Genomic DNA, 22136 nt, shown 5'->3' with positions numbered 1-22136 from the left:
AATGGAAAAAATCGATGTTTGGTTTACCGTTTCAGAAGCTCAAGGTTTGATCAAAAGTGGTGGTTTGGCCGATGTGGCCAAAGCACTGCCTAAAGCACTGCAAGAGTTAGGTCATCAGGTAGCTATTGTGCTACCTGCTTATCGTTCTATATTGGGCATTTCAGATGCTCCTGTTGTGCTAGAAACTGAGCTTACCCATTGGCCTCATACTTCATATCTGGTCCGCCAGATGGAGCTAGATGGAGTGGCCGTGTACTTAATTGAATGTGAACAATATTTTGGCCGAGCACAAATGTATGGTGAAAATAACCAAGCGTACGCTGATAATGGTGAGCGTTTTGGTTTCTTTTCAGCGGCTAGCCTAGATGTTTTACCTAAGCTCGGTAAAAAACCACAGATTATCCATGCAAATGATTGGCATACAGGGTTGGTTCCATTTTTGTTGAAAACGCGTTACCAGCATGACGCTTATTTTTCTGATATGAAAAGCGTATTGACCGTTCACAACGCGATTTTTAAAGGTATTTTTTCTTATCATCAATTAGAGATCATCCCAGAATTGAACTTATCTGGCATGGAATTTTTACGCTACGGACACGATCACGTCAGTATGCTAAGAGCAGGGATTGCCTTTGCTGACAAAATCAATGCCGTTAGCCCTAATTATGCTTCCGAGCTGCTAACACCGCTTGGCTCTCATGGGTTGGTAGATGATTTTGTTCACCGAGCTAGAGATTTACACGGCATCGTTAATGGGTGTGATTATAGCGAGTGGGATCCACAAAACGATGAATTTCTTCCTCTTGGCTACTGTGATGAAGCTGAATCACTTCAAGCGGGCAAACGGGCGAGTAAGCGCATGTTGCAAGAGGAGCTGCAATTACCTCAGCGTGACTTGCCTTTGTTTGGGATGGTTTGTCGACTCACCCACCAAAAAGGTTTCCACTATATTTTACCTATACTAGAGTCGTTCTTACGCAATGATGCTCAGCTCATTATTGTTGGCACAGGAGAGCCTGAAGTTGCTGTTCAGCTACATAAAATGGCGGCGAAGCATGCTGATAAATTTGCGTTTGTTGAAGCTTATAGCAATCGTTTTGCACATTTGGTTGAAGCCGGTTCTGATTTCTTCTTAATGCCTTCAGAATTTGAAGCTTGCGGTTTGAATCAGATCTACAGCATGGCTTATGGCACGCTGCCCATCGTTCGTGAAGTTGGTGGTTTAAAAGACACCGTACGTGATTATGATAAGTTTCCTGAAGAAGCGACCGGCTTTGGTTTTCATGATCCTTCTCCAGAAGCACTGCTTATTGCAATGCAGCGAGCGATGCTGTTTTATCTTCAACATCCCGAAACTATGTTGGAGGTTCAGCAGAGGGCGATGCGGCAAAACTTTAGCTGGCAGGATTCAGCGAAAGAGTACATCAAGATGTATCATCTCGCGTTTCATGACTGATGTTTTTATAACAAGTAAGGCGCTTTGGCGCCTCACTTGTTGAGCCGAACGAGCCCGCATGATTTTTTGCTATTCAGCCCCCGTTTTGTGGTAGTCTTGCGTTTCTCAAATTGAAGCTGATTAACGGTTTTGTATGTCTCATAGCCTACTTTTCCATAAGACCTACCTGCATCCCACCAGTGATGAATGGGTTGTTTTTGTGCATGGTGCAGGTGGAAGTTCATCCATCTGGTTTAAGCAAATCAAAGCGTACCGTGAGCATTTCAACCTGTTATTAGTTGATTTACGAGGTCATGGCAAGTCAAACCAACTGTTTAAAGAGTTGATGGCAAATCGTTACACGTTTAAATCCGTCACTCTTGATATTCTCAAAGTGCTCGATCATTTGAAAATTCAGTCTGCCCATTTTGTTGGAATGTCACTCGGCACCATTATTGTGCGTAATCTTGCTGAAATAGCGACTGGGCGAGTTTGCTCTATGGTTTTGGGCGGAGCGATAACCCGTTTGAATGTGCGCTCTCAAGTGCTCGTAAAGTTGGGTAATTTGAGTAAACACATCATTCCTTACATGTGGCTTTATCGTCTGTTTGCTTACATTGTGATGCCACAACGCAACCAAAAAGAGTCACGGCATCTTTTTATTCGAGAAGCGAAGAAGCTGTGCCAAAAAGAGTTTAAACGCTGGTTTATGCTGACTTCCGAAGTCAATCCTCTGATGAAATGCTTCAAAGAGAAAGAGCTACCCATTCCCACTCTTTATCTTATGGGAGAGAGAGACTATATGTTCATTCAACCCGTTAAAGACATGGTGGCAATGCATAGACAAAGTGTGTTATTAGAAATCCCAGATTGCGGCCACGTGTGTAATGTTGAACAATCTGAGATGTTTAACCACCACTCAATTGAGTTCATCCGCCAGCATCAGACTCGTTAGTCTGAATCTAAACAACCGCAGTACCAGCAGGCTGCAAACTGCGGCCCATTTTCCTCGTTGCACTGTCCACAAACCCAGTTAGGTTCTTCGTTTATCTCTTCTATCTGATAGGTCAATAATTGTGCTTGAGCCTCGGCGATTTGAGTTTCATCCAACAGCCATATATAGGGCAAGATATAGGGCAAGGTTTCTTCTGAAAAAGGGAGCTCCCCACCTAAGCCGTATAAGTTATCGCCTCTCACTTCACAGCGAATATTGAATTGCTGTAAATACTGACAAACTATATATGCCTCTATCGGGTGGTTTGAAACACAAATTTTCATCATTATTCACTTCAGGCGGAAGTTGGGTTTTTGTTCAATCTGGCCATAATCCACTTGGTGAGAATAGGAAAAAGACCTAATAGAGCAAATGAAAGCAAAACCGAAGGAGATACAATGCCGGATAAGCTTTCAATTTCAGCTAGTTGAGTACCAGCATTCAGATAAACGGCAGTGCCGGGCAGCATACCGAGTTGGCTAATCAGGTAAAAGCGAGCGGTTGATATGGGTGTTAGGCCCATTAATAAATTAATCAAGAAAAAAGGGAAAACCGGAATTAAGCGCAGTGAGAATAGATAAAATGCCCCATCTTTTGCAACGCCTTGATTGATCGTTTGCAGCTTTTGACCAAATTTTGTTTGAATCCATTCACGCAGTAAGAAACGGCTACTCAAAAAGGCGATAGTTGCGCCTATGGTGCTGGCAAAGGAGACAAGCAGTAAGCTAGTCCAAAAACCAAACAGCGCAGCACCCAGTAACGTGACGACCGCCGCTCCTGGGATAGAGAAAGCGGTGAGCACAATATAGAGTGAAAAATAGATCAAAGCAGCACTGATCACGTTTTGGCTAATGTATTCGTTTAATAGCATTTGCTGTGCTTTGGCATTATCTAACGTTAGATAGTGGCCAAAATTTACAATCAAAAAGACAATGAACGCAAATAAAGCCAAGCCTAAGAGAAGTTTTTTATTCATGGTATTCCTCAAAACGACATATTTTACTAGATATAGTGAAGAAGACAGAGGAAGTCGAATTTATATTTCAAAACGGGATGAAAAAAACGCCCGCATGGTGATACGAGCGTATTTGATTATTTAATCGAGATATTTATTTACTCGGAGGTTAAAGGCTTTTAGCTAATTCATCGCGTCGAGATTGTGGGATAACCGACCAATGCTTGCCTTCAATCGCACCTTCAAGGGCCCATAGCAATTCAAGACTGATTGAAGAAGAATGGGTTTGCTGAATCGCTTTATAGGCTTCCAAAGCCCCCTTTGTATGCAAATCCGTTACAGATTCTATCCCTGCTTTCTTAAGCATACGTTCGGTGGCGAGTCGAAGGTTCGGGAGATCTTTTAGGCGTTCTGGCTTCGTTTGGGCTTGAACTTCTCGTTCTTGTTTGGCGATTTCGAGTGCGACAGCAGCATCTCGTAAAATAAGCGAAGGGTTTTCCCAACAATTGTCAGGTAATGCGAAGTATTTTGTGACGACAGGGAACCCACGTTTTTTATAGATATAGGGCTCATAGCCTTGCTCTTTAAAGCGAGAGGTTGATAGATCGTCTGCGCGAATATGAAGTTTATCGTTTACGACCAAAGCAAACATGGTGTCATCGACAAAAATGCCGAAGCCGCCAAACATTGAACGAGACTTAACGCGTCCAAGTTGTTCGAAGAGTCGCATTGAATCTTTAAGTACTGGTTTATCCATGCTGTAAATTCTCGGTGTATGGGAAAAACGCCACCAAAATCAGGTCCGAGAGATTAGCAAACTTATGCAGAAAGAGTGTCAGTAAGGGGTAAACTTAACGTTTGCATATTTGCCATCGGCAACCCCGCTACCTACCGAATAGTCGGTTTAGGCCGGAGGCTTTGCGTCCCATCTTTTCAAATGGTTTGCCCTGTGCGTGACTTCTAATAGTAAGAATATATAAATTTTTGGATGAGCATCACATTTATTTATTATTTGTGTGATGCTAATTCCAAATTTACTATTATTTAATACGGCGTTCTGTCTCGAATATGGGAAAATCCATAAAATTGACATTTGTCGCTTGCTTTAAATAATGACACTATTTCGTTATGTTTTTTACTGTGTTGCGTTCAACAATTTCGGGGTGCATCTCAAACACACGACGTTCATGCTCTTTGTCTTTAATGCGTTCCAATAGGATTTCAAAGGCGTTTTTCCCTACTCGTCGTTTTGGCTGGTGAACCGTGGTTAACGGTGGCGAGAAATACTCAGCAAGTTCAATATTGTCATAACCAATAACAGACATGTCATCAGGAATACGGATGCCTTTTTGTTGCAAGCGACTCATTAAACCGAGAGCCATTGTATCGTTAAAGCAAAAAACAGCCGTTGGGCGCTTGTCCATGGCGGCGATCTTGTCGGCGGCGAGAACCGCCGTATCACACTCGAAGTTACCTTCCAAAATCCAATCTTCATGAACGGTTAGGCTTGCTTCGGCAAGAGCACGCTTAAACCCTTGAATACGCTCTTGGCACGCCGCTTTTTCGAAGTGTCCACTTAAGCAAGCAATGTCAGTATGGCCATGATCAATAAGGTATTTGGTGGCGAGATATCCGCCTTCCTCTGAGTTATCAATAATTTTATCGGCTTGAGAACTTTCAGGGCCCCAGTCCATGATCACTTTCGGAATGTCTGAATGACGATCAAGCATCTCAAGCAGTTCTTGGGTGAGGTCCGAGCACATGACCAACATACCATCGACACGTTTTTCCGCTAGCATGCGGATGTAGTCGCGTTGCTTCTCGTAAATACCGCCGGTATTGCACAAAATAAGTGTGTAGCCTTGGCGGTAGCAGTAACTTTCAACACCATCGATAACCTCAGAAAAAAATAAGTTTGTCGATTGGGTCACTAACATACCAATGGTACGGGTGGTGTTGCATTTTAAGCTGCGAGCGACTGCACTTGGTGCATAGTTAAGCTCTGATACCGCTTCCATCACTCGTTCTTGGGTTGCTTCAGCCACAAAGCGAGTTTTATTGATTACATGCGATACCGTGGTGGTTGATACGCCCGCTAAGCGTGCAACGTCTTTAATCGTAGCCATAAATTCTCTGTCCTGTCGATAACTGCTGAAAGTGATAGTCACGAAGAGCAATTCAGCGGTATTAGGCCTATCGGTGTTATATTGAAGCCTAAAAGTAGTAAAAACACAAAAACCGCCTCTAATCAGCGGTTGCATCTTAAATTCATTTTTTATCGTTTGCGGTCAAGATTCTAGTCCGCAAATGTCCATCAAGCAACGAAAAATCCACCGAATAAATCGGTCAACAGTCACAATTGACCGATTTAGTAATAGGTATTAACTAGGTTATCTCATTAGTTTGATAAATAGTCGCGGTCTAAGTGAAGAAACGCGACCAACAATTCGCTTGCGGCACCGTAAAAACCAAATTGATCAATTTGTTGGCAGCGAAGATGGAATTGTGGGATCCAAGAGAGCAAATGTTGTTCAATAAAATCACACTGCTGTGTAAAGGCTTGTTCAAGGTGTGTCTCTTGTTCAAGCTCATTGGAGCGAATGATCAAGTTACCTAAGAAATCCAGTTCAATCGCAATGTGGTCGGCGGGTTCGTTGAGTGTATCGTTGACTGCAATGTGATGGGCTGCCATCAAATCCGACATTGCTCTGGCTGGTTCGTCATTGAGCAACCCTGATTTTCCAATGTACATTGAGGCATAGGGTAGCGCGGACTCCTTATTGGATTTTAAAAAAAGATCACAGAAATCGGCTGCGAGCTCAAGCTGTGCGTCTTCTTTGTCTTGTAATCGGTTCAGTGCACCAACTAATTTATCAATGGCAGGTTTAAGTGTCGCGTTTTCTGCTAATCCTGAAAGAAATGTGCGAATAGCGGGCGTATAGTATTGCTCTAATTCATGCTCCGAAAGTTCTTTCACAAATAAACTCGAAAGCCACCAATAAATCTCGGCACGTTGTTCATTAAAAGCTTTGATGTCTTGCATGGTATTGGCTCTCCAAGGGGGTGGTTTTGCGAAAATCGTTTTTAAAAAGTAATTGATCTAAGTGTAACTAATAAAAATGAATAGCAGTCGCTAAGAAAATGAAAAAATATGAGTGATTTTTTCATTAAGTTAATGGATGTCTGGAAGGTTGTTTTGAATCAAAAAACTCTCATCTTTCTTAATTTTAAAAGTGATACGACTAGAATTATGACTATTTATGAATAGAATGGCTTTGTACAGAATCTCGAGCCGAGGTTTGAACATTTCTATAGAGTAAAGTGGTGTAAATGAGCTATCACGTATTAGTAGTTGAAGATGATGCAGTCACTCGCAGCAAGCTAGCTGGATACTTTCAAAGCGAAGGTTATATGGTAACGCAAGCGGAAAGCGGTACTCAGATGAGAGATGCTTTGAAAAACAGCGCGATAGATCTGATTATGCTAGACATTAATTTACCCGGTGAAGATGGTTTAATGTTAACGCGTGAGCTACGCAGCCAATCTGATATTGGCATCATATTAGTGACAGGGCGCACGGATAGCATTGATAAGATTGTTGGTCTTGAAATGGGGGCCGATGATTACGTAACGAAACCTTTTGAATTGCGCGAGTTGCTGGTGAGAGTGAAAAACTTGCTGTGGCGGATCTCGACCGCAAAAAACAAACTGAACGAAGAGAGCGGTGTATCTCACAATGCGAATTTAGTGCGCTTTAGCGAGTGGACCTTTGATATCCAGCGCCGAGCGCTGAGCCGTAATGGTGAGCCCGTAAAACTGACCAAAGCGGAATATGAGCTATTAGTTGCCTTGTCGTCATATCCGAATCAAGTCCTTAGCCGTGAACGTATTTTAAATATGATCAGCCACCGTGTGGATGCACCTAACGATCGAACGATTGATGTACTGATTCGACGCATGAGGGCGAAGATGGAGTTTGATCCCAAGAATCCGCAAATCTTTGTGACTGTGCACGGTGAAGGTTATATGTTCGCTGGCGATTAGCTGAGTGGTCGCGTGTGTAAAATTGGCAGTTGGGCCGTGCCTTTTTATTCCCATGATTTTTTGTAGCCGCAATTATCAAGAAAAACGGAGCACATAAATGGCTCCGTTTTGGGTTGAATACAATGGCTAATGGCTAATTGCTATTGATGTCCAACTCTGTATCGCCATGCCCGGAGGCCCAATCACGTAAGTCTTGCCACAGCAGCCCTAACGTTTCATACCAGTAACGCTCAGTTTGTTCTAAATAACGCGCTCGAGGAGCGTATTTTTCCCAAGGTTGCTCAATATTCGTTTGCGCTAAGAAATTGGTTGGCGCAGGTATTGGGTCAATACCTGCAGAATTAAACTCTTTTAACGCTCTTTCCATATGACTGGCTGACGTTACCAAAACCAGCCTACGCTGTTGAACAAAGGCGGCGGCTTGTCGTGCTTCTTCCCAAGTATCTTTAGCTGTTTCTAGCAAAATAATATCGGATTTATTCACTCCAAGCGCGAGTGCCACCACGGCTAGCATGCGTGCATGGCTAAATTCCGACCCGCCAGAGTAGCCTGATAAAATCAACTTTGATCCGGGGTACATACGCATGACACGTATGCCTTCGTTTAGGCGTACCAACGCAGTGCGGCTGAGTTCCGAGGTCGGCGGGATTTGGTCATCCACTACGTGGCCGCTGCCTAAAACCATCACATAATCGATGGTGCCATCAACGGGGAGAAAAGCCGAGTATTGTCTTTCCAAAGGCATTAGCATGCGCGTTGCAAAGGGTTGGAAAGAGATAAGAAATATCCCCACTAAAGAGAAGAGGACAAACATACAGCCAGTCTTACGTCTGACGGTGAACATTATGAGCATTAATCCGACAAAACCGAGGATTAGCATTGCCGGAAGAGGCATTAATAATGAGGAAATAACTTTTTTCAGCTCAAACATATACAAAATAGTCCGAAAAAACACCACTTGATAATAAAAAGGAACAAAGCCCCTTTATTCCTGCCATTCCTATGACAGAATAGCAGCACGATTCGCTATCATAACTCAAGCCACTGTGACTGAAGACCGGAATTTCGACGATATTGCCCACAAATTTGCAAAAAACATATACGGCTCTGACAAAGGTGAAATTCGTCAAGTCATTGTTTGGCAAGATCTTGAGCAACTGCTCGCTTTGTTGAGCAACCACCCAAAACCTTTGCAAGTGCTTGATGCTGGCGGCGGTTTGGCACAAATGTCACAAAAAATAGCCAAGCTTGGGCACCAAATCACGCTGTGTGATTTATCCTCGGAAATGCTCCAGCTAGCCGAACAAGAGATCCGCAAAAATGGTCTGCTTGAGCAGTATCGGTTGGTACATTCCCCCGTGCAATCCATCCAATCGCACCTTAGTGCGCCAGTGGATGTGTTGTTGTTTCACGCGGTGATGGAATGGTTAGCCGAGCCAAAACCCGCATTGCAGAATTTGTTAGAGCAAGTTAGGCCAGGTGGTATGGCATCAATCATGTTCTATAACCATCATGGCTTGGTGTACAAAAACGTTGTCTGTGGCAACATTCCCCATGTATTGGAGGGCATGCCGCATCGCAAGCGGTTTAAGCTCCAGCCTCAGCAAGGGCTAAAACCTGAAGAAGTGTATCAATGGATCGAAGAATCAGGATTTGAGATTTGTGGAAAATCGGGCATCCGATCATTCAGTGACTATATTGGGAATGTGAAAAATATGGGTGACTACCAATATGAAGATGTACTGGCACTCGAACAACAATTATGTAGACAAGAGCCGTACCTCTCGCTAGGTCGATACATTCATGTATGGGCGAAAAAGAAAATAGAGCAGGAATAACAATGAGTGAGATGACTCAGAACGCTGCACAGCAACCTATTGATGAATTGGTTGGTTGGGTAAAGCAGCATGATTTCTCATTGAACCTGACGACAGAACGACTGGCGTTCCTTATTGCCATTGCAGTATTGAGTAACGAAAGGTTTGATGAAGAATTAGGTGAAGGTGAGTTACACGATGCGTTTGCCATCGTAACTCGCTTATTTGAAGAAACCGGTGAAGCCTCCGCGTTTCGTGCTAATAATGCGATCAATGAGTTGGTAAAACAGCGCTTAATGAGCCGCTTCACCAGCGAGATGACTGATGGCGTTAGCATTTACCGTTTGTCACCGTTGGCTATTGGTATTACGGACTATTACGTCCGCCATAGAGAGTTTTCCAAGCTGAAGCTCTCAATTCAGCTTTCTATGGTCGCCGATGAAATGGCCAAGGCGATTGAAGCCGCGAATAAAGGTGGTACTCCCGGGCATTGGAAAAAGAACGTCTACGGCGTATTAAAATACTCGGTAGGGGAAATTTTTGATCGTATCGATTTAAACCAACGTGTGATGGACGAGCAGCAGCAATCGGTCAAACTGCAAATCGCAGAGTTGCTGAATAAAGATTGGCGTGAAGCGATCAACAACTGTGAATCGTTATTGTCTGAAACCTCTTCAACGCTGCGTGAACTGCAAGATACTTTACAAGCGGCGGGGGATGAGCTGCAAACGCAAATTTTGGATATTCAAGAATTGGTTTATGGCGAAGCCGAACTCGAATTCATTGAAGAAATCCTGTTTGGATTACAGATGAAACTTGATCGCATCACCAGTTGGGGACAACAGGCGATCGATCTCTGGATTGGCTACGACCGCCATGTCCATAAATTCATTCGTACCGCCATTGATATGGACCAAAACCGAGCGTTTAGCCAGCGTTTACGTCAATCACTGAGCGACTATTTTGACGCCCCTTGGTATCTCACTTATGCCGATGCTGAGCGTTTAACCGACCTGCGTGATGAAGCTCTCGTCTTAAGAGATGATGAGGTGATGGGGCAAGTGCCTCCAGAAGTGGAGTACGAAGAGTTCCAGCAAGTCAATGATGAGCTCTCCTTGCGTATCGGCAGCATGCTCAAAGGTCATAAAGATCAAGGGATGCCAATTGATTTAGGACGAGTACTGAGAGACTACCTCGCCACTCATCCCCATACACATCATTTTGATTTAGCCCGAATTATTGTTGATCAAGCGGTGAGACTTGGCTACTCAGAGCAAGATTACCAAGCCATCCAACCTGACTGGCAAGCGATCAACGATTTTGGTGCAAAGGTACAAGCAAATGTCATCGACAGATATTAATGAATACATGCCAGAAAATCTGGCCAAAGCGATTTCAAATCCTTTATTTCCTGCGCTAGATAGCCAGCTTCGAGCTGGGCGTCATGTTTCTAGTGATGATTTGGATAATCACACCTTTTTATTGGATTTTGAGCCTGATTTAGCGCTGTTTTACCAACGCTATAACACCGAATTAGTCAAAGCGCCGGAAGGCTTTTTTTACCTGCGTCCTCGCTCTACTGCTTTAATCAATCGTAGCGTGCTGTCTGAGTTGGATATGTTGGTCGGCAAAGTGCTCTGTTTTCTTTATTTGAGTCCGGAACGCCTTGCGCACGAAGGCATCTTTACTAATCAAGAATTGTACGAAGAGCTACTGTCTCTGGCCGATGAAAAAAAACTGATGAAGCTCGTCACCAACCGAGCCAGCGGTTCAGACTTAGACAAAGAAAAGCTGTTTGAAAAAGTGCGTACCTCATTGCGTCGTTTACGTCGTTTGGGGATGATCATCCATTTAGGTGATACCAATAAATTCCGCATTAGCGAAGCCGTATTTCGTTTTGGTGCCGATGTGCGCATTGGTGACGACATGCGTGAAGCACAACTGCGTTTGATCCGCGATGGTGAAGCGGTTGTCCACGCCCAAGAACCGAATCAAGGCAGCTTGCTGGATAACGAAGACGAGATTGAAGAACAAAATGTTAACGAGCAAACAGAATGGGAAGGTGAAGCATGATTGAGAGAGGTAAATATCAATCGCTAACCATGATCAATTGGAACGGCTTTTTTGCTCGTACTTTTGATATTGATGGATTAGTTACCACCTTGTCAGGCGGTAACGGTGCGGGCAAATCGACCACCATGGCGGCATTCATCACCACCTTGATCCCAGATCAAAGTTTGCTTCATTTTAGAAACACCACCGAAGCGGGCAGCTCACAAGCGTCTCGCGATAAAGGCTTATACGGTAAACTGCAAGCGGGCGCATGTTACGCCGCGTTGGATGTAGTGAATTCACGCAAACAGCGTTTACTGTTTGGCGTTAAGCTACAACAGGTGGCGGGGCGCGATAAAAAAGTTGATATCAAACCGTTTGTGATTCAAGGCTTGCCAAGCCATGTCAAACCAACCGATGTGCTGATTGAAAACGTCTCAGACAACCACGCGCGCGTGCGTCAACTCAATGAAGTGAAAGAGATTGTCGCGAAAATTGAAGGGGCGCATTTTAAAGCGTTTAGCTCCATTGTCGATTATCACGCACAAATGTTTGAATTTGGCGTGGTGCCTAAAAAACTGCGTAACAGTAGTGACCGTTCAAAATTCTATCGCTTGATTGAGGCTTCTTTATACGGCGGTATTTCCAGTGCCATTACTCGCTCGTTGCGTGATTATCTGTTGCCACAAAATGGTGGTGTGAAGAAAGCATTCCAAGATATGGAATCGGCGTTGCGTGAAAACCGCATGACGTTAGAAGCGATCAAAACCACGCAAGCGGATCGCGATCTCTTCAAGCACCTGATTACCGAATCGACAAATTACGTGGCCGCGGATTACATGCGTCACGCCAACGATCGCCACAATAAGCTAGAGCAAACGCTCGCGTTGCGTAACGAGTTATTCGGCTCTCGCCATACATTGATTGAGCAAAATCGATTACTCAATCAAGTTCAAGAAGAGCTTGAGCTGCTGTTAGAGCAAGAATCTACCTTAGAGCAAGATTACCAAGCCGCTTCTGATCACTTGCAACTGGTGCAAAACGCACTGCGTCAGCAAGAGAAAATTGAACGCTATCAAGAGGATTTGCAAGAGCTCACTATTCGCCTTGAAGAGCAGATGATGGTGGTGGAAGAGGCGCAAGAGCGCGTCATGATGGCTGAAGAGCAAGCGATTATTTCTGAAGATGAGGTCGATAGCTTAAAGAGTCAATTGGCCGATTACCAACAAGCATTAGATGTTCAACAAACGCGAGCATTGCAATATCAACAAGCCGTACAGGCGCTCGATAAAGCCAAACAGTTGCTAGATGATGATCAGTTAACACCAGAGCGTGCCCAAGCGCAGGTTTCTGATCTCAAGCATCAGCAAGACGCTAATACGACCACGTTATTAGCGTTAAAGCATAAATTGGACATGTCTTCGGCCGCGGTCGAACAGTTTGAGCAGGCACTGAAACTGGTGCGCAGTGTGGTGGGTGAAGTGTCTCGTCACGATGCGTCTCAGCATGCAAAAGCCATCATGCAGCAAGCGCGTAACGCCCAGCAAATTAGCCAAAATGAAGCACAGTGGTATGCACAGCAGCGAGATCTGGAACGTCGTTTAAATCAGCAGCAAGTGGCGCGTCAGTCCGTGGCTGAATACCAAAAGCAACACCATATTGACTTGCACGATGAGCTAACACTAGAGCAAGAGCGCGAGCGCCACGCCGCTCTGATTGAATCGCTGGAATATGAACAAGAAGCGCTACGTGAACAGCGCAGTGAGCAGCGCCGTACCGAGCAAGATAAACAGGCTGAAATTCAACGACTGGAATCGATCGCTCCGACTTGGATTGCTGCCAACGATGCATTGCATACTTTACGCGAACAAAGTGGTGCAACATTAGAAAATAGCCAAGCTGTGATGGCGCAGATGCAGCAAGTGCTTGAGCAAGAAAAAGCACAATCAATCGCTAAAGATAAACTGGCAGAACGTCGCGCGCAGCTTGAAAACGAAATCGAGCGCTTGGCGTCTCATGGTGGTTCAAATGATCCTCGTTTGAAAGGATTAGCGGATAGCTTAGGTGGCGTTTTACTGTCTGAAATTTACGATGACATCACGATTGACGATGCACCTTATTTCAGTGCCATGTACGGCCCAGCTCGCCATGCGATTGTGGTTTCGGATTTATCTGGCATCAAAGAGAAGCTGGTTGAGCTTGATGACTGCCCAGAAGATCTGTACATCATTGAAGGGGATGTCGATGCCTTTGATGATAGCTCGTTCAATGCTGACGAATTGGAAGGAGCGGTATGTGTTCAGCTCAATAACCGCCAAATGCGTTATTCTCGTTTACCTGAGATCCCACTCTTTGGCCGCGCCGCGCGTGAACAACGTTTAGAGTTACTGCGTAACGAGCGCGAAGAAGTGGTGGAAGAGCACGCGAAAGCGGCGTTTGATTCACAAAAACTGCAACGTCTATACCACAGCTTTAACCAATTTGTTGCTTCATACATCCAAGTTGCTTTTGAAGCCGATCCAGAACAAGCATTGCAAGCTGCACGTGAGCAACGCAATCAACTGGTCCGTGTATTGGCTGAATTGGATGCAAAAGAACAGCAGCAACGCAACCAGTTACAGCTAAGCAAACACGCGTTAACGATGCTCGATAAGCTGGCTCCTAACATGTTGCTCATTGAAGATGAGGCATTGCAAGCACGTTTCGATGAAGCTGAGCTGAACATTAATCAATTGGCGGAAGCGAAAGCGTTTTTAAGCTCGCACGGTAAAGCCATCGCGGAGTTAGAGCCGCTTGCTTCAGCGCTTGAGGTTGACCCGCAGCAATTTGATGCACTCACTGCACAATATCAGCAAGCGGATCAGGCTCTTCAGACATTGAAAGTGCAGATCTTTGCACTCTCAGACGTGATTGAACGCCGCCACTATTTTAGCTATTCCGATTCGGTTGCTCTGCTCAGTAAAAGCAGCGAGCTAAGTGAGCAGCTCAAAAACAAATTGGTTGAGGCAGAAAGCGCCCGTACCCGTACTCGTGATGAGCTCAAACAAGCTCAAAGTCAAATGAACCAATATAACCAAGTGTTAGCGGCCTTAAAAAGCTCGCATCAAGCTAAGTTGGAAACGGTTCAAGAGTTCAAGCAGGAGCTACAAGAGTTTGGTGTGCATGCCGATGAAGGTGCGCAAGAGCGTGCTGAACGTCGTCGTGATGAATTGCAACAGCGTCTGCATGCCTCACGTACCCGTAAGAGCGAGTATGAACGTACACTAACCGCAACTGATCTTGAAATGAAAGCATTAGTTAAACGGTTGAAAAAGGTGCAGAAAGATTATCAAGATCTGCGCACATTTGTGGTGAATGCAAAAGCAGGGTGGTGCTCTGTATTACGTTTGGCGCGTGATCACGATGTTGAGCGCCGCTTGCATAAACGTGAGCTGGCGTATTTATCGGCCGATGAACTGCGTTCCATGTCGGATAAATCACTGGGCGCGCTGCGTTTAGCGGTCGCAAGTAATGACGACCTGCGTGATGCACTGCGCTTGTCGGAAGACAATGCGCATCCAGAACGCAAAGTGTTGTTCTACATCGCCGTGTATCAACATCTGCGTGAGCGTATTCGCCAAGACATCATTCGCACTGATGATCCTGTTGAAGCGATTGAAGAGATGGAAGTGGAGCTTGCGCGTTTAACTGAAGAGTTGACTCAACGTGAAAACCGTTTAGCGATCAGCTCTGAATCGGTGGCCAGCATCATCAAAAAAACCATTCAACGTGAGCAAAATCGTATTCGGATGCTCAACCAAGGTTTGTCTAACATTAACTTTGGTCAGGTGAAAGGCGTTCGCCTTAACGTGAAAGTACGCGAGAGCCATGAAATCCTACTCGCGGGATTATCTGAAAAACAGAGTCAGCATAAAGATCTGTTTGAGAGTACTCGTTATACCTTCTCTGAAGCGATGGCGAAATTGTTCCAGCGTGTTAACCCGCATATCGATATGGGGCAACGTTCACCGCAAGTATTGGGTGAAGAGCTATTGGATTACCGCAACTACTTAGAGCTGAGTGTTGAAGTAAATCGCGGATCCGATGGCTGGTTGCAAGCAGAATCGGGCGCGTTATCGACTGGTGAAGCGATTGGTACTGGGCAGTCTATTTTATTGATGGTAATTCAAAGTTGGGAAGAGGAATCTCGTCGTCTACGCAGTAAAGACATCGTTCCATGCCGTTTACTGTTTTTAGATGAAGCGGCGCGTTTGGATGCCAAATCCATTTCAACCTTGTTTGAACTGTGCGAGCGTCTAGATATGCAACTTTTAATTGCTGCGCCAGAGAATATTAGCCCTGAGAAAGGCACGACCTATAAATTAGTGCGCAAAGTGTTTAAAGATCACGAACACGTTCATGTGGTCGGTCTACGGGGTTTTGGTCAAACTGAAAAACCAAAATCAGAAGCACAGCAGATGGCCGAAATGCTGTAAGCATCGCCTCCATCGCTAATAAAAAAGCCCAATACTCCTGATAGAGATTGGGCTTTTTAGTGATTAAATTTGGTGAGAGTTACTCGCTTACCTCACCTGAACCGAATTGCTTTGCGGCATAAGCCACGCGTTCTTCGGGGCTGGGATAGATAAGTTGCGTACCTAAACTTTCAATATGCTGCAAGCGTGGCAACAGCCCTGCGCCATTGGCTATCTGGATAGCAAGCCCTGGGCGAGCGTTAAGCTCAAGTACCATTGGTCCTTCTTCTTTATCCAACACCATGTCGGTTCCCATATAACCAAGGCCGGTCATTTCCCAAGCGCTAGAGGCTAAGGTGAGTAGCTTTTTCCAATGTGGTACTTGCAGCGTTGAGAGCTCTTTGCCGGTATCTGGGTGCTCAGTGATGGGTAAATTAAACTGCACGGCTCGTACTGCTTTTCCTGTCGCAATATCAAGACCTACGCCAACAGCGCCTTGGTGTAAGTTGGCTTTACCATCAGAAGCCGAAGTCGAAAGGCGCATCATCGCCATGACGGGGTAACCTTTGAAGACAATAATGCGTACATCAGGCACACCTTCATAGCTAAAGCCTTCGAAACAATCGTCAAACTTAATTAGGTTTTCAACCACAGCAACATCATTTTTACCGCCTAGTGAAAATAGTCCGGCCAAGGCATTACTGATGTGGCGCTCAACATCTTGCTGGTTGATGGTCGCACCAGAAGGTTTAGTGTACACACCATCCTTGTGCGACATAATCACTAAAATTCCTTTACCACCGCTTCCGCGTGCAGGTTTTATCACAAAGCCCGGCCACTCTTTAACCATGGCATGGATCGACTTCACATCCGCTTGATTACTGATCACACCAATCAGTTTTGGCACAGTACAACCCGCACGCTGCGCAATCAATTTGGTTTGTAACTTATCATCAACCAATGGGTATTTTGAGCGATCGTTATAGCGACCAATGTAGCTATGGTTGCGCTTGTTCATGCCCATAATGCCTTTACGGCGTAGCTTAAATGGAGAAGTGTATTCGGATAATGAAAACATCTTTACTCCTCGGCTAACGGTTTAAAACGGCGAAGTTCAGTTAAACGGTATCCAGTATAGGTTCCCAATAGCAGAATGGCAGCTAATACGATCAGCTGTAAGCCAATAAAATTAAAGGTTAGGTGTTGGACATAAGAGTTAGTCATTGCTAAGTAGATTAAGATGGAAGTAAAGAGCGAGCCGCCACCTTGTAAAATCACCTCTTTTGCTCCTTCTTCTTCCCACAGAATCGACATACGTTCGATGGTCCAAGAGAGAATGATCATCGGGAAGAAGGTAATGGATAACCCTTCGGTCAGCCCGATCTTAAAGGCAACGACGGTAAAGACAGAGATGATGAGTATTACCGCAATGATGACCGCCGATATCCGTGCTACCAGTAGCAGGTTCAATTTCGATAAATAGCTACGAATGATCAAACCTGTTCCGACGATAAGCAGAAAGCCCACGATACCTGTCAGTAATTGAGTTTGAACAAACGCCACGGCGATCAGTACCGGCATGAAAGTACCTGAGGTCTTTAGCCCAATAATCACCCGCAAGAACACCACAATTAATGCGCCGATAGGAATCAACATGATGGTCTTGAACATCGCTTGATCTTCAAGCGGCAAACTGTGAATAGAGAAGTTTAAGAGTTTGTCGGCCTCAATTTTATTATTGGTTGCCGTTTGAGGTGAAACATCTTGAGACAGCATAGTGAAGTGAACTTGGCTGTTTTGTCCACCCGTGACATCCAGCAGTGAAACGTTGGATTCATCCCAAACCAGTAGGTTAGGGTGGTTGGGCTGCGTACCCGTTTCAGGGTTAAAAAGTACCCACTGATCGCCATTCCATATTTCGTTCATGTGTTGAATCGTTTGACGGCGGCGACCATCTTCGAGCTGAATAACACCAACGACTTTATTGGGAATTTGAGAGTATGACAGCAGTTTTTGTGTGGCGTCCACTTTGCTCATTTTATTGAGTAGTAAAGAGGCGTTTTGGCTGTCGGTGTCATTGAGATTTTTAATCAGTTCGCGGGTAAAAGTAATGTTATCCGCAGAGCGTTGGTTCGCTTGCTCAATTAATGCGATAGCTGCGGCTTCTTCTGGACCGTTAAAGGTCGGTTGAACTACATCTCCCACAGGCGGGATAGGTGTTGCTTTCGCTTGGGGATCAACTAAAAATTGGCTTTTATAGTAAATAGTTTGTGGGCCAGTTGCTTTGCGGATTGACCACTCAACACGTTTGCCCGTATCAGTAGTCACGTAAGCTACGCCATAACCTGGTGATGATGACGATTCATTGATCAAAGTATATCCATCTTGAGTATGAGGCGCAGCTAAAGAGACTTTGGCTTCTTTGCCTAACGCATTGAATTCAACACGTGCTTCAATATCCCAAATTTGGCGAGTTTCCCCGGGTGTCCATGGCACCCCGTAAGTTTGGTGGCGAACTACACTCAGTGTGATTCCTGCCACTATCAGCAATAAAACGGATAGATAAAATGGAACTCGTGACGTCATAAATGTCCTTGCTACTATTTAGTTTCGGTTTGGATATACTTGCGACTGACATCGACTAACGCGATATCACGAATAAACTCGCGGCCTAGAAGAATAGGATGGCTCATTTGAGAGCGATCAGCCAAGGTGAACTGTGCTTTTTCGTGAATACTGCCTAATTTTACCCACAGCTCAACAACGGCTCTGCGTTCCATCTCATCGTTGGTCGATTGGCGAATTTTAACGTAGCGAATAATGGGTGATTCAATCCAGTTACTCTCGTCTGTTGCTCTATCACCATCGGAAAGATGAAAGCGCACCCAGTTTTTCCCATTACGTTCAAACTCTTCAATATCAATCGCATTGAGTGAAGAGGTGGCGGCCCCTGTATCAACTCGAGCATCAAAGGTTTGTTTGATCGAATCAATCGTGACTTTTTCGACTTCACCTAAAATGACGTCATAGCGTGATTTTTGAATAGAGGGTGTAGCGACTGGAATTATCACATCATCATTACTGGTTGCTTCTACACGTTTTTGTTGGGTATTGGTCGTGATCTGCTTAAGTTTTGTTAGTTTTCGATCGAGTTTTGATATTTGGTTTTCAAGGCTTTCAATGTAATCATTCTGGTTACTTAGCTGAAGCTCAAGGTTGGTCATTGTGTTGCTGAGGTTCGATTCGGAAGCTTGAATCGCTGCGAGGGTAGCTTGGTGGTATTGTTCACCATTGGTTAGAGTGCAACTTGACAGTAAGGCAATGGCAATGACGGGGGCTACAGACTTAAACATTTGCGACCTTATGTGTTTGTAATGAATACGGATAAACCGAAGTTTAGCTAACAAAATTTAGCTGATAAAAAAGGATGCGTACGGCATCCTTTGACAAGGGTAGTATTATACGCATAGCCAAGCGTTAAAACTGTGTCAATTATAGTTTTTTTGCTACCAAAATAGCGCGTCGTGGTGCGGGATACCCTTCTACGGTTTTGCTTGGGTCGTTTGGGTCAAGATAGTCGGGTAATGAGTTGTGCGTCATCCATTGAGTTGTCCGTTGTTCATCAACGGAGGTGACGCTCTCATCAACGATACGCACGTCACCAAAACCACATTTCTCAAGCCACACTTTGAGCGCTTTTGCGGAAGGGAAAAAGTAGACGTTGCGCATTTGTGCGTAGCGGTCGACAGGGACCAACACCGCATTTTCGTCGCCTTCAATAACCAGCGTCTCAAGAATCAATTCGCCCCCTGTGACCAACTGATTTTTCAATTGGATAAGATGATCTAGCGGAGAGCGGCGATGATATAGGACACCCATGCTAAATACAGTGTCAAAGGCGTTCAATTCGGGTAACTGTTCAATGCCTAGCGGCAGAAGATGAGCACGTTGGTCATCACCCAATAGTTTACGCACCGCTTCAAACTGCACTAAAAACAGGTGCGAAGGGTCGATACCCACACACAGGCGAGCACCTTCGCCAAGCATACGCCACATGTGATAACCATTACCACAGCCAACATCCAGCACGGAACGGTTTTTCAGCGGTGAAATGTGGGGCAATACGCGGTCCCATTTCCAATCGGATCGCCACTCAGTGTCGATATGGATACCGTGTAAGTGATAGGGACCTTTGCGCCAAGGATGAAAGGTTTTAAGCAAACTTTCTAGTTTCTTCTGTTCGCCTAACGTCAGCGGTGTGCTATTTGAGAGAGTGACTGACTGCTTGAGCTCGATCAGCTCAGGTGTACCCGAGGGGATTTTATTTAACGCACGAACCCAGCGGTCAAAGTCGCCATGCTCTGTATTTTGCCAGTCCGTCAACTGTTGTGGCAAAACGTTTAGCCAAGGTTGGAGACGGGTATCTTGAGCGATCAGTTGATAAAAATTGGCAAAGTTAAACATGCAAAGCGTATTCCTAGATGAGGTAAAAAGATCCTAGATAAATGGCTGGTCAGGTTTTGGGCCTTCTAGGGAAAAAAGCCAAAACGGCATTCTATTATTTAATGGCGAACATTGAACCAAAGTTGAAACACTGGAACCACACTTCATAACTTGAAAAGCCAATTTTTTTAAAGCGAGCTTTATGTGTTGTGATGGAGTCTGGGCGCATCACATTTTCAATCGCACTGCGTTTTTGACTGATTTCTAATTCGCTGTAACCATTGGCTCGCTTGAAATCATGGTGAAGGTCAATTAGCAGATCATGCGCCGTTTCATCTTCAAAAATGTACTTTTCAGATAAAATCAGTATGCCACCGGGGCGAAGACCCACGTAGATTTTTTCAAGCAGTGCGAGCCTATCTTCTGGCGATAGAAATTGCAGCGTAAAATTGAGCACCACCACTGAGGCATCATGAATTTCAATCTCACGGATGTCGGCTTCAATCACCTCGACAGGCGTATCCGAACGATAGGCGTTAATGTGCAATTTACAACGCTCAACCATAGCAGGCGAATTATCAACCGCTACAATTTTACAACCTTCTTGGTGAATATGACGACGCATCGAAAGCGTAGCCGCCCCTAAAGAGCAACCCAGATCGTAAATGGTAGAGTGTGGCTTAACAAAGCGCTCAGCTAACATGCCGATTGCAGAGATAATATTGCTGTACCCCGGCACAGAGCGCTGAATCATATCAGGGAAGACTTCAGCAACTCGTTCATCAAACGTAAAATCACCAATTTTATCGATTGGAGCAGAAAAAATGATGTCTTTATGATGGCTCATAATGTACCTCATGGCGATGCGTAAAAAGCAATGCTGACCGTCGCGCTACCTTAAAAAAGGCGCACATTCTAAGAGAAAAGTGTGCGCGTGTCATTAACCTCGCACGCGATCATCAAAATAGGGTGATTTGGTGCTGGTCATCTTGGGCTGGAAATGTTGTCAATGTAGGTAATGTGAGTCGTTGTTGCAGCTGTTGGTATAGTTCGGCGGCTAATAATGGGGCTTCAATATTGTCTGGCGTGTGGACCATAAGATAAGGTTGTTTTCCTTGTTCGATCCAATGTGGCAGTTTGGTCATCCACGCTTCAAAAAAGGGGTAATTGGCCTCTAATTCTGGGTGGCCGATAAAACGGATCATCGGCGTTTGTGCCGTGGCAATGGCGTGAACAGGGACTTTAGGTTTCTTTTTCTGAGCATCAATGATGACGTCAGTTGTCGGTTTGGCCGAAAAGATAGGACGACTGTCCATAATGATTCGATCAATCGACGATTCAACTAACCATTGATTGAGCGCTTTTTCAGCTTCTCCCTTAGCAAAAAACTCAAGGTGCCGCACTTCAACACCCAGTGGAAAACCCGCGGGAAAATAGGCGCAGAATTTTTTCAACTGTTCTAAGTGCTGTGGGCCAAAAGTAGCTGGCAGTTGGATGGTCCATAATCCAACACGAGAGTGCAGAGGCTCCATCAGCATCATAAAATCTTTTAACTGATCTTGGCAGCCAGTGAGCTTATGTTCGTGGGTAATAGCTTTGGGCAGTTTGAACGTAAACCGAAAATCATCATGAGTGGCGGCGCGCCAGTTCTGCACTGTGTTCATGGAAGGTGACGCATAGAAAGTAGTGTTGCCTTCTACGGTATGAAAAACCCTCGCATACTTTTCAAGACGCTGCGCAGCAGGCGTTCCCGCGCCGTAAAACGTACTTTTCCAGCCCGCGTGTGACCACATGGTAAGGCCGAGTCGCAGTGGTAAATTCATCATACTGACCTTTCATCCATTACTAAAAATAAATACTCTACGAGAGTTTTGATGATTTTGGTATTTTAACGCTATAATCAGCCGCAATTTCTCAGCGGTGTTGCTATTTTGGTTGATTA

19 protein-coding genes and 1 riboswitch are annotated in these 22136 nt (G+C 44.9%); of the genes, 7 read left to right on the top strand and 12 right to left on the bottom strand.

The features are described 5' to 3' along the window. Position 1 precedes the first annotated feature (1 nt). Both glgA and AACQ75_RS17300 read left to right on the top strand, forming a co-directional pair. Entirely contained in the window at positions 2–1456 is a 1455-nt protein-coding gene (gene glgA, locus AACQ75_RS17305; RefSeq protein ID WP_013857077.1) for a glycogen synthase GlgA, read from the top strand. 133 nt (positions 1457–1589) lie between these two features. Beyond that, a complete protein-coding gene (locus tag AACQ75_RS17300) occupies positions 1590–2390 on the top strand; it encodes an alpha/beta fold hydrolase (protein WP_019282196.1) in 801 nt (266 codons plus the stop codon). On the opposite strand, the gene AACQ75_RS17295 is transcribed toward AACQ75_RS17300, so the two are convergent. The 5 genes from AACQ75_RS17295 to torD form a co-directional block, all read right to left on the bottom strand. Beyond that, a complete protein-coding gene (locus AACQ75_RS17295) occupies positions 2387–2716 on the bottom strand; it encodes a DUF2007 domain-containing protein (RefSeq protein WP_170889135.1) in 330 nt (109 codons plus the stop codon). The two genes, AACQ75_RS17300 and AACQ75_RS17295, sit on opposite strands and share 4 nt — an antisense overlap. Positions 2717–2724: 8 nt before the next feature. Further along, positions 2725–3405, bottom strand: coding sequence for a TVP38/TMEM64 family protein (locus tag AACQ75_RS17290; RefSeq protein ID WP_026028026.1), 681 nt, complete (start codon positions 3403–3405; stop codon positions 2725–2727). Between the two features lie 148 nt (positions 3406–3553). Then, on the bottom strand, positions 3554–4141 hold the full coding sequence (locus AACQ75_RS17285) for a TfoX/Sxy family DNA transformation protein (RefSeq protein WP_013857073.1): 588 nt from the start codon (positions 4139–4141) through the stop codon (positions 3554–3556). A gap of 114 nt (positions 4142–4255) precedes the next feature. Further along, a riboswitch (cyclic di-GMP riboswitch) is annotated at positions 4256–4341 on the bottom strand. Between the two features lie 161 nt (positions 4342–4502). Further along, the gene (purR, locus tag AACQ75_RS17280) at positions 4503–5510 is read right to left on the bottom strand and encodes an HTH-type transcriptional repressor PurR (protein ID WP_026028025.1); all 1008 of its coding nucleotides are present in this window, start codon (positions 5508–5510) and stop codon (positions 4503–4505) included. 272 nt (positions 5511–5782) lie between these two features. Next, entirely contained in the window at positions 5783–6427 is a 645-nt protein-coding gene (gene torD, locus AACQ75_RS17275; protein ID WP_170889134.1) for a molecular chaperone TorD, read from the bottom strand. A 287-nt stretch (positions 6428–6714) separates the two neighbouring features. On the opposite strand from torD, the gene torR reads away from it, so the two are divergent. Continuing rightward, complete coding sequence (gene torR, locus AACQ75_RS17270) at positions 6715–7428, top strand: two-component system response regulator TorR (protein ID WP_013857070.1); 714 nt, start codon at positions 6715–6717, stop codon at positions 7426–7428. A gap of 133 nt (positions 7429–7561) precedes the next feature. Here the strand turns inward: torR and elyC are convergent, their stop codons facing one another. Further along, a complete protein-coding gene (gene elyC, locus AACQ75_RS17265) occupies positions 7562–8386 on the bottom strand; it encodes an envelope biogenesis factor ElyC (protein WP_013857069.1) in 825 nt (274 codons plus the stop codon). An 88-nt stretch (positions 8387–8474) separates the two neighbouring features. Between elyC and cmoM the strand changes: the two genes are divergently transcribed. Genes cmoM through mukB form a run of 4 tightly spaced genes read left to right on the top strand, consistent with a single transcriptional unit; the run spans position 8475 to position 15772 of the window. Beyond that, complete coding sequence (gene cmoM, locus AACQ75_RS17260) at positions 8475–9266, top strand: tRNA uridine 5-oxyacetic acid(34) methyltransferase CmoM (RefSeq protein ID WP_017044660.1); 792 nt, start codon at positions 8475–8477, stop codon at positions 9264–9266. Between the two features lie 2 nt (positions 9267–9268). After that, positions 9269–10606 (top strand): chromosome partition protein MukF, encoded by a 1338-nt coding sequence (gene mukF, locus AACQ75_RS17255; protein WP_017044661.1) that lies wholly within the window; start codon positions 9269–9271, stop codon positions 10604–10606. Further along, a complete protein-coding gene (gene mukE / locus AACQ75_RS17250) occupies positions 10587–11318 on the top strand; it encodes a chromosome partition protein MukE (RefSeq protein ID WP_017044662.1) in 732 nt (243 codons plus the stop codon). The genes mukF and mukE overlap by 20 nt, the downstream gene beginning before the upstream one ends. Beyond that, positions 11315–15772 (top strand): chromosome partition protein MukB, encoded by a 4458-nt coding sequence (mukB, locus tag AACQ75_RS17245; RefSeq protein WP_170889133.1) that lies wholly within the window; start codon positions 11315–11317, stop codon positions 15770–15772. The genes mukE and mukB overlap by 4 nt, the downstream gene beginning before the upstream one ends. Before the next feature lie 79 nt (positions 15773–15851). On the opposite strand, the gene AACQ75_RS17240 is transcribed toward mukB, so the two are convergent. The 6 genes from AACQ75_RS17240 to AACQ75_RS17215 form a co-directional block, all read right to left on the bottom strand. Then, positions 15852–16829, bottom strand: a complete 978-nt coding sequence (locus tag AACQ75_RS17240) for an alpha-L-glutamate ligase-like protein (RefSeq protein ID WP_019280854.1) — start codon at positions 16827–16829, stop codon at positions 15852–15854. A gap of 2 nt (positions 16830–16831) precedes the next feature. Further along, entirely contained in the window at positions 16832–18337 is a 1506-nt protein-coding gene (locus AACQ75_RS17235; protein ID WP_170889132.1) for an inactive transglutaminase family protein, read from the bottom strand. Between the two features lie 14 nt (positions 18338–18351). Further along, the gene (locus AACQ75_RS17230) at positions 18352–19104 is read right to left on the bottom strand and encodes an ATP-dependent zinc protease family protein (RefSeq protein WP_170889131.1); all 753 of its coding nucleotides are present in this window, start codon (positions 19102–19104) and stop codon (positions 18352–18354) included. 139 nt (positions 19105–19243) lie between these two features. Continuing rightward, on the bottom strand, positions 19244–20215 hold the full coding sequence (cmoB, locus tag AACQ75_RS17225) for a tRNA 5-methoxyuridine(34)/uridine 5-oxyacetic acid(34) synthase CmoB (protein WP_170889130.1): 972 nt from the start codon (positions 20213–20215) through the stop codon (positions 19244–19246). Positions 20216–20309: 94 nt separating this feature from the next. Beyond that, on the bottom strand, positions 20310–21053 hold the full coding sequence (gene cmoA, locus AACQ75_RS17220; RefSeq protein ID WP_017044667.1) for a carboxy-S-adenosyl-L-methionine synthase CmoA: 744 nt from the start codon (positions 21051–21053) through the stop codon (positions 20310–20312). Positions 21054–21153: 100 nt separating this feature from the next. Further along, on the bottom strand, positions 21154–22020 hold the full coding sequence (locus AACQ75_RS17215; protein ID WP_170889129.1) for a DUF72 domain-containing protein: 867 nt from the start codon (positions 22018–22020) through the stop codon (positions 21154–21156). Positions 22021–22136 lie beyond the last annotated feature (116 nt).

It is taken from the genome of Vibrio sp. B1-2 (assembly GCF_963888445.1).
GTDB classification, from domain to species: Bacteria; Pseudomonadota; Gammaproteobacteria; order Enterobacterales; family Vibrionaceae; genus Vibrio; species Vibrio anguillarum.
The sequence above is the reverse complement of the archived record's forward strand: the minus strand, read 5'-3'. Positions and strand labels throughout refer to the sequence as shown.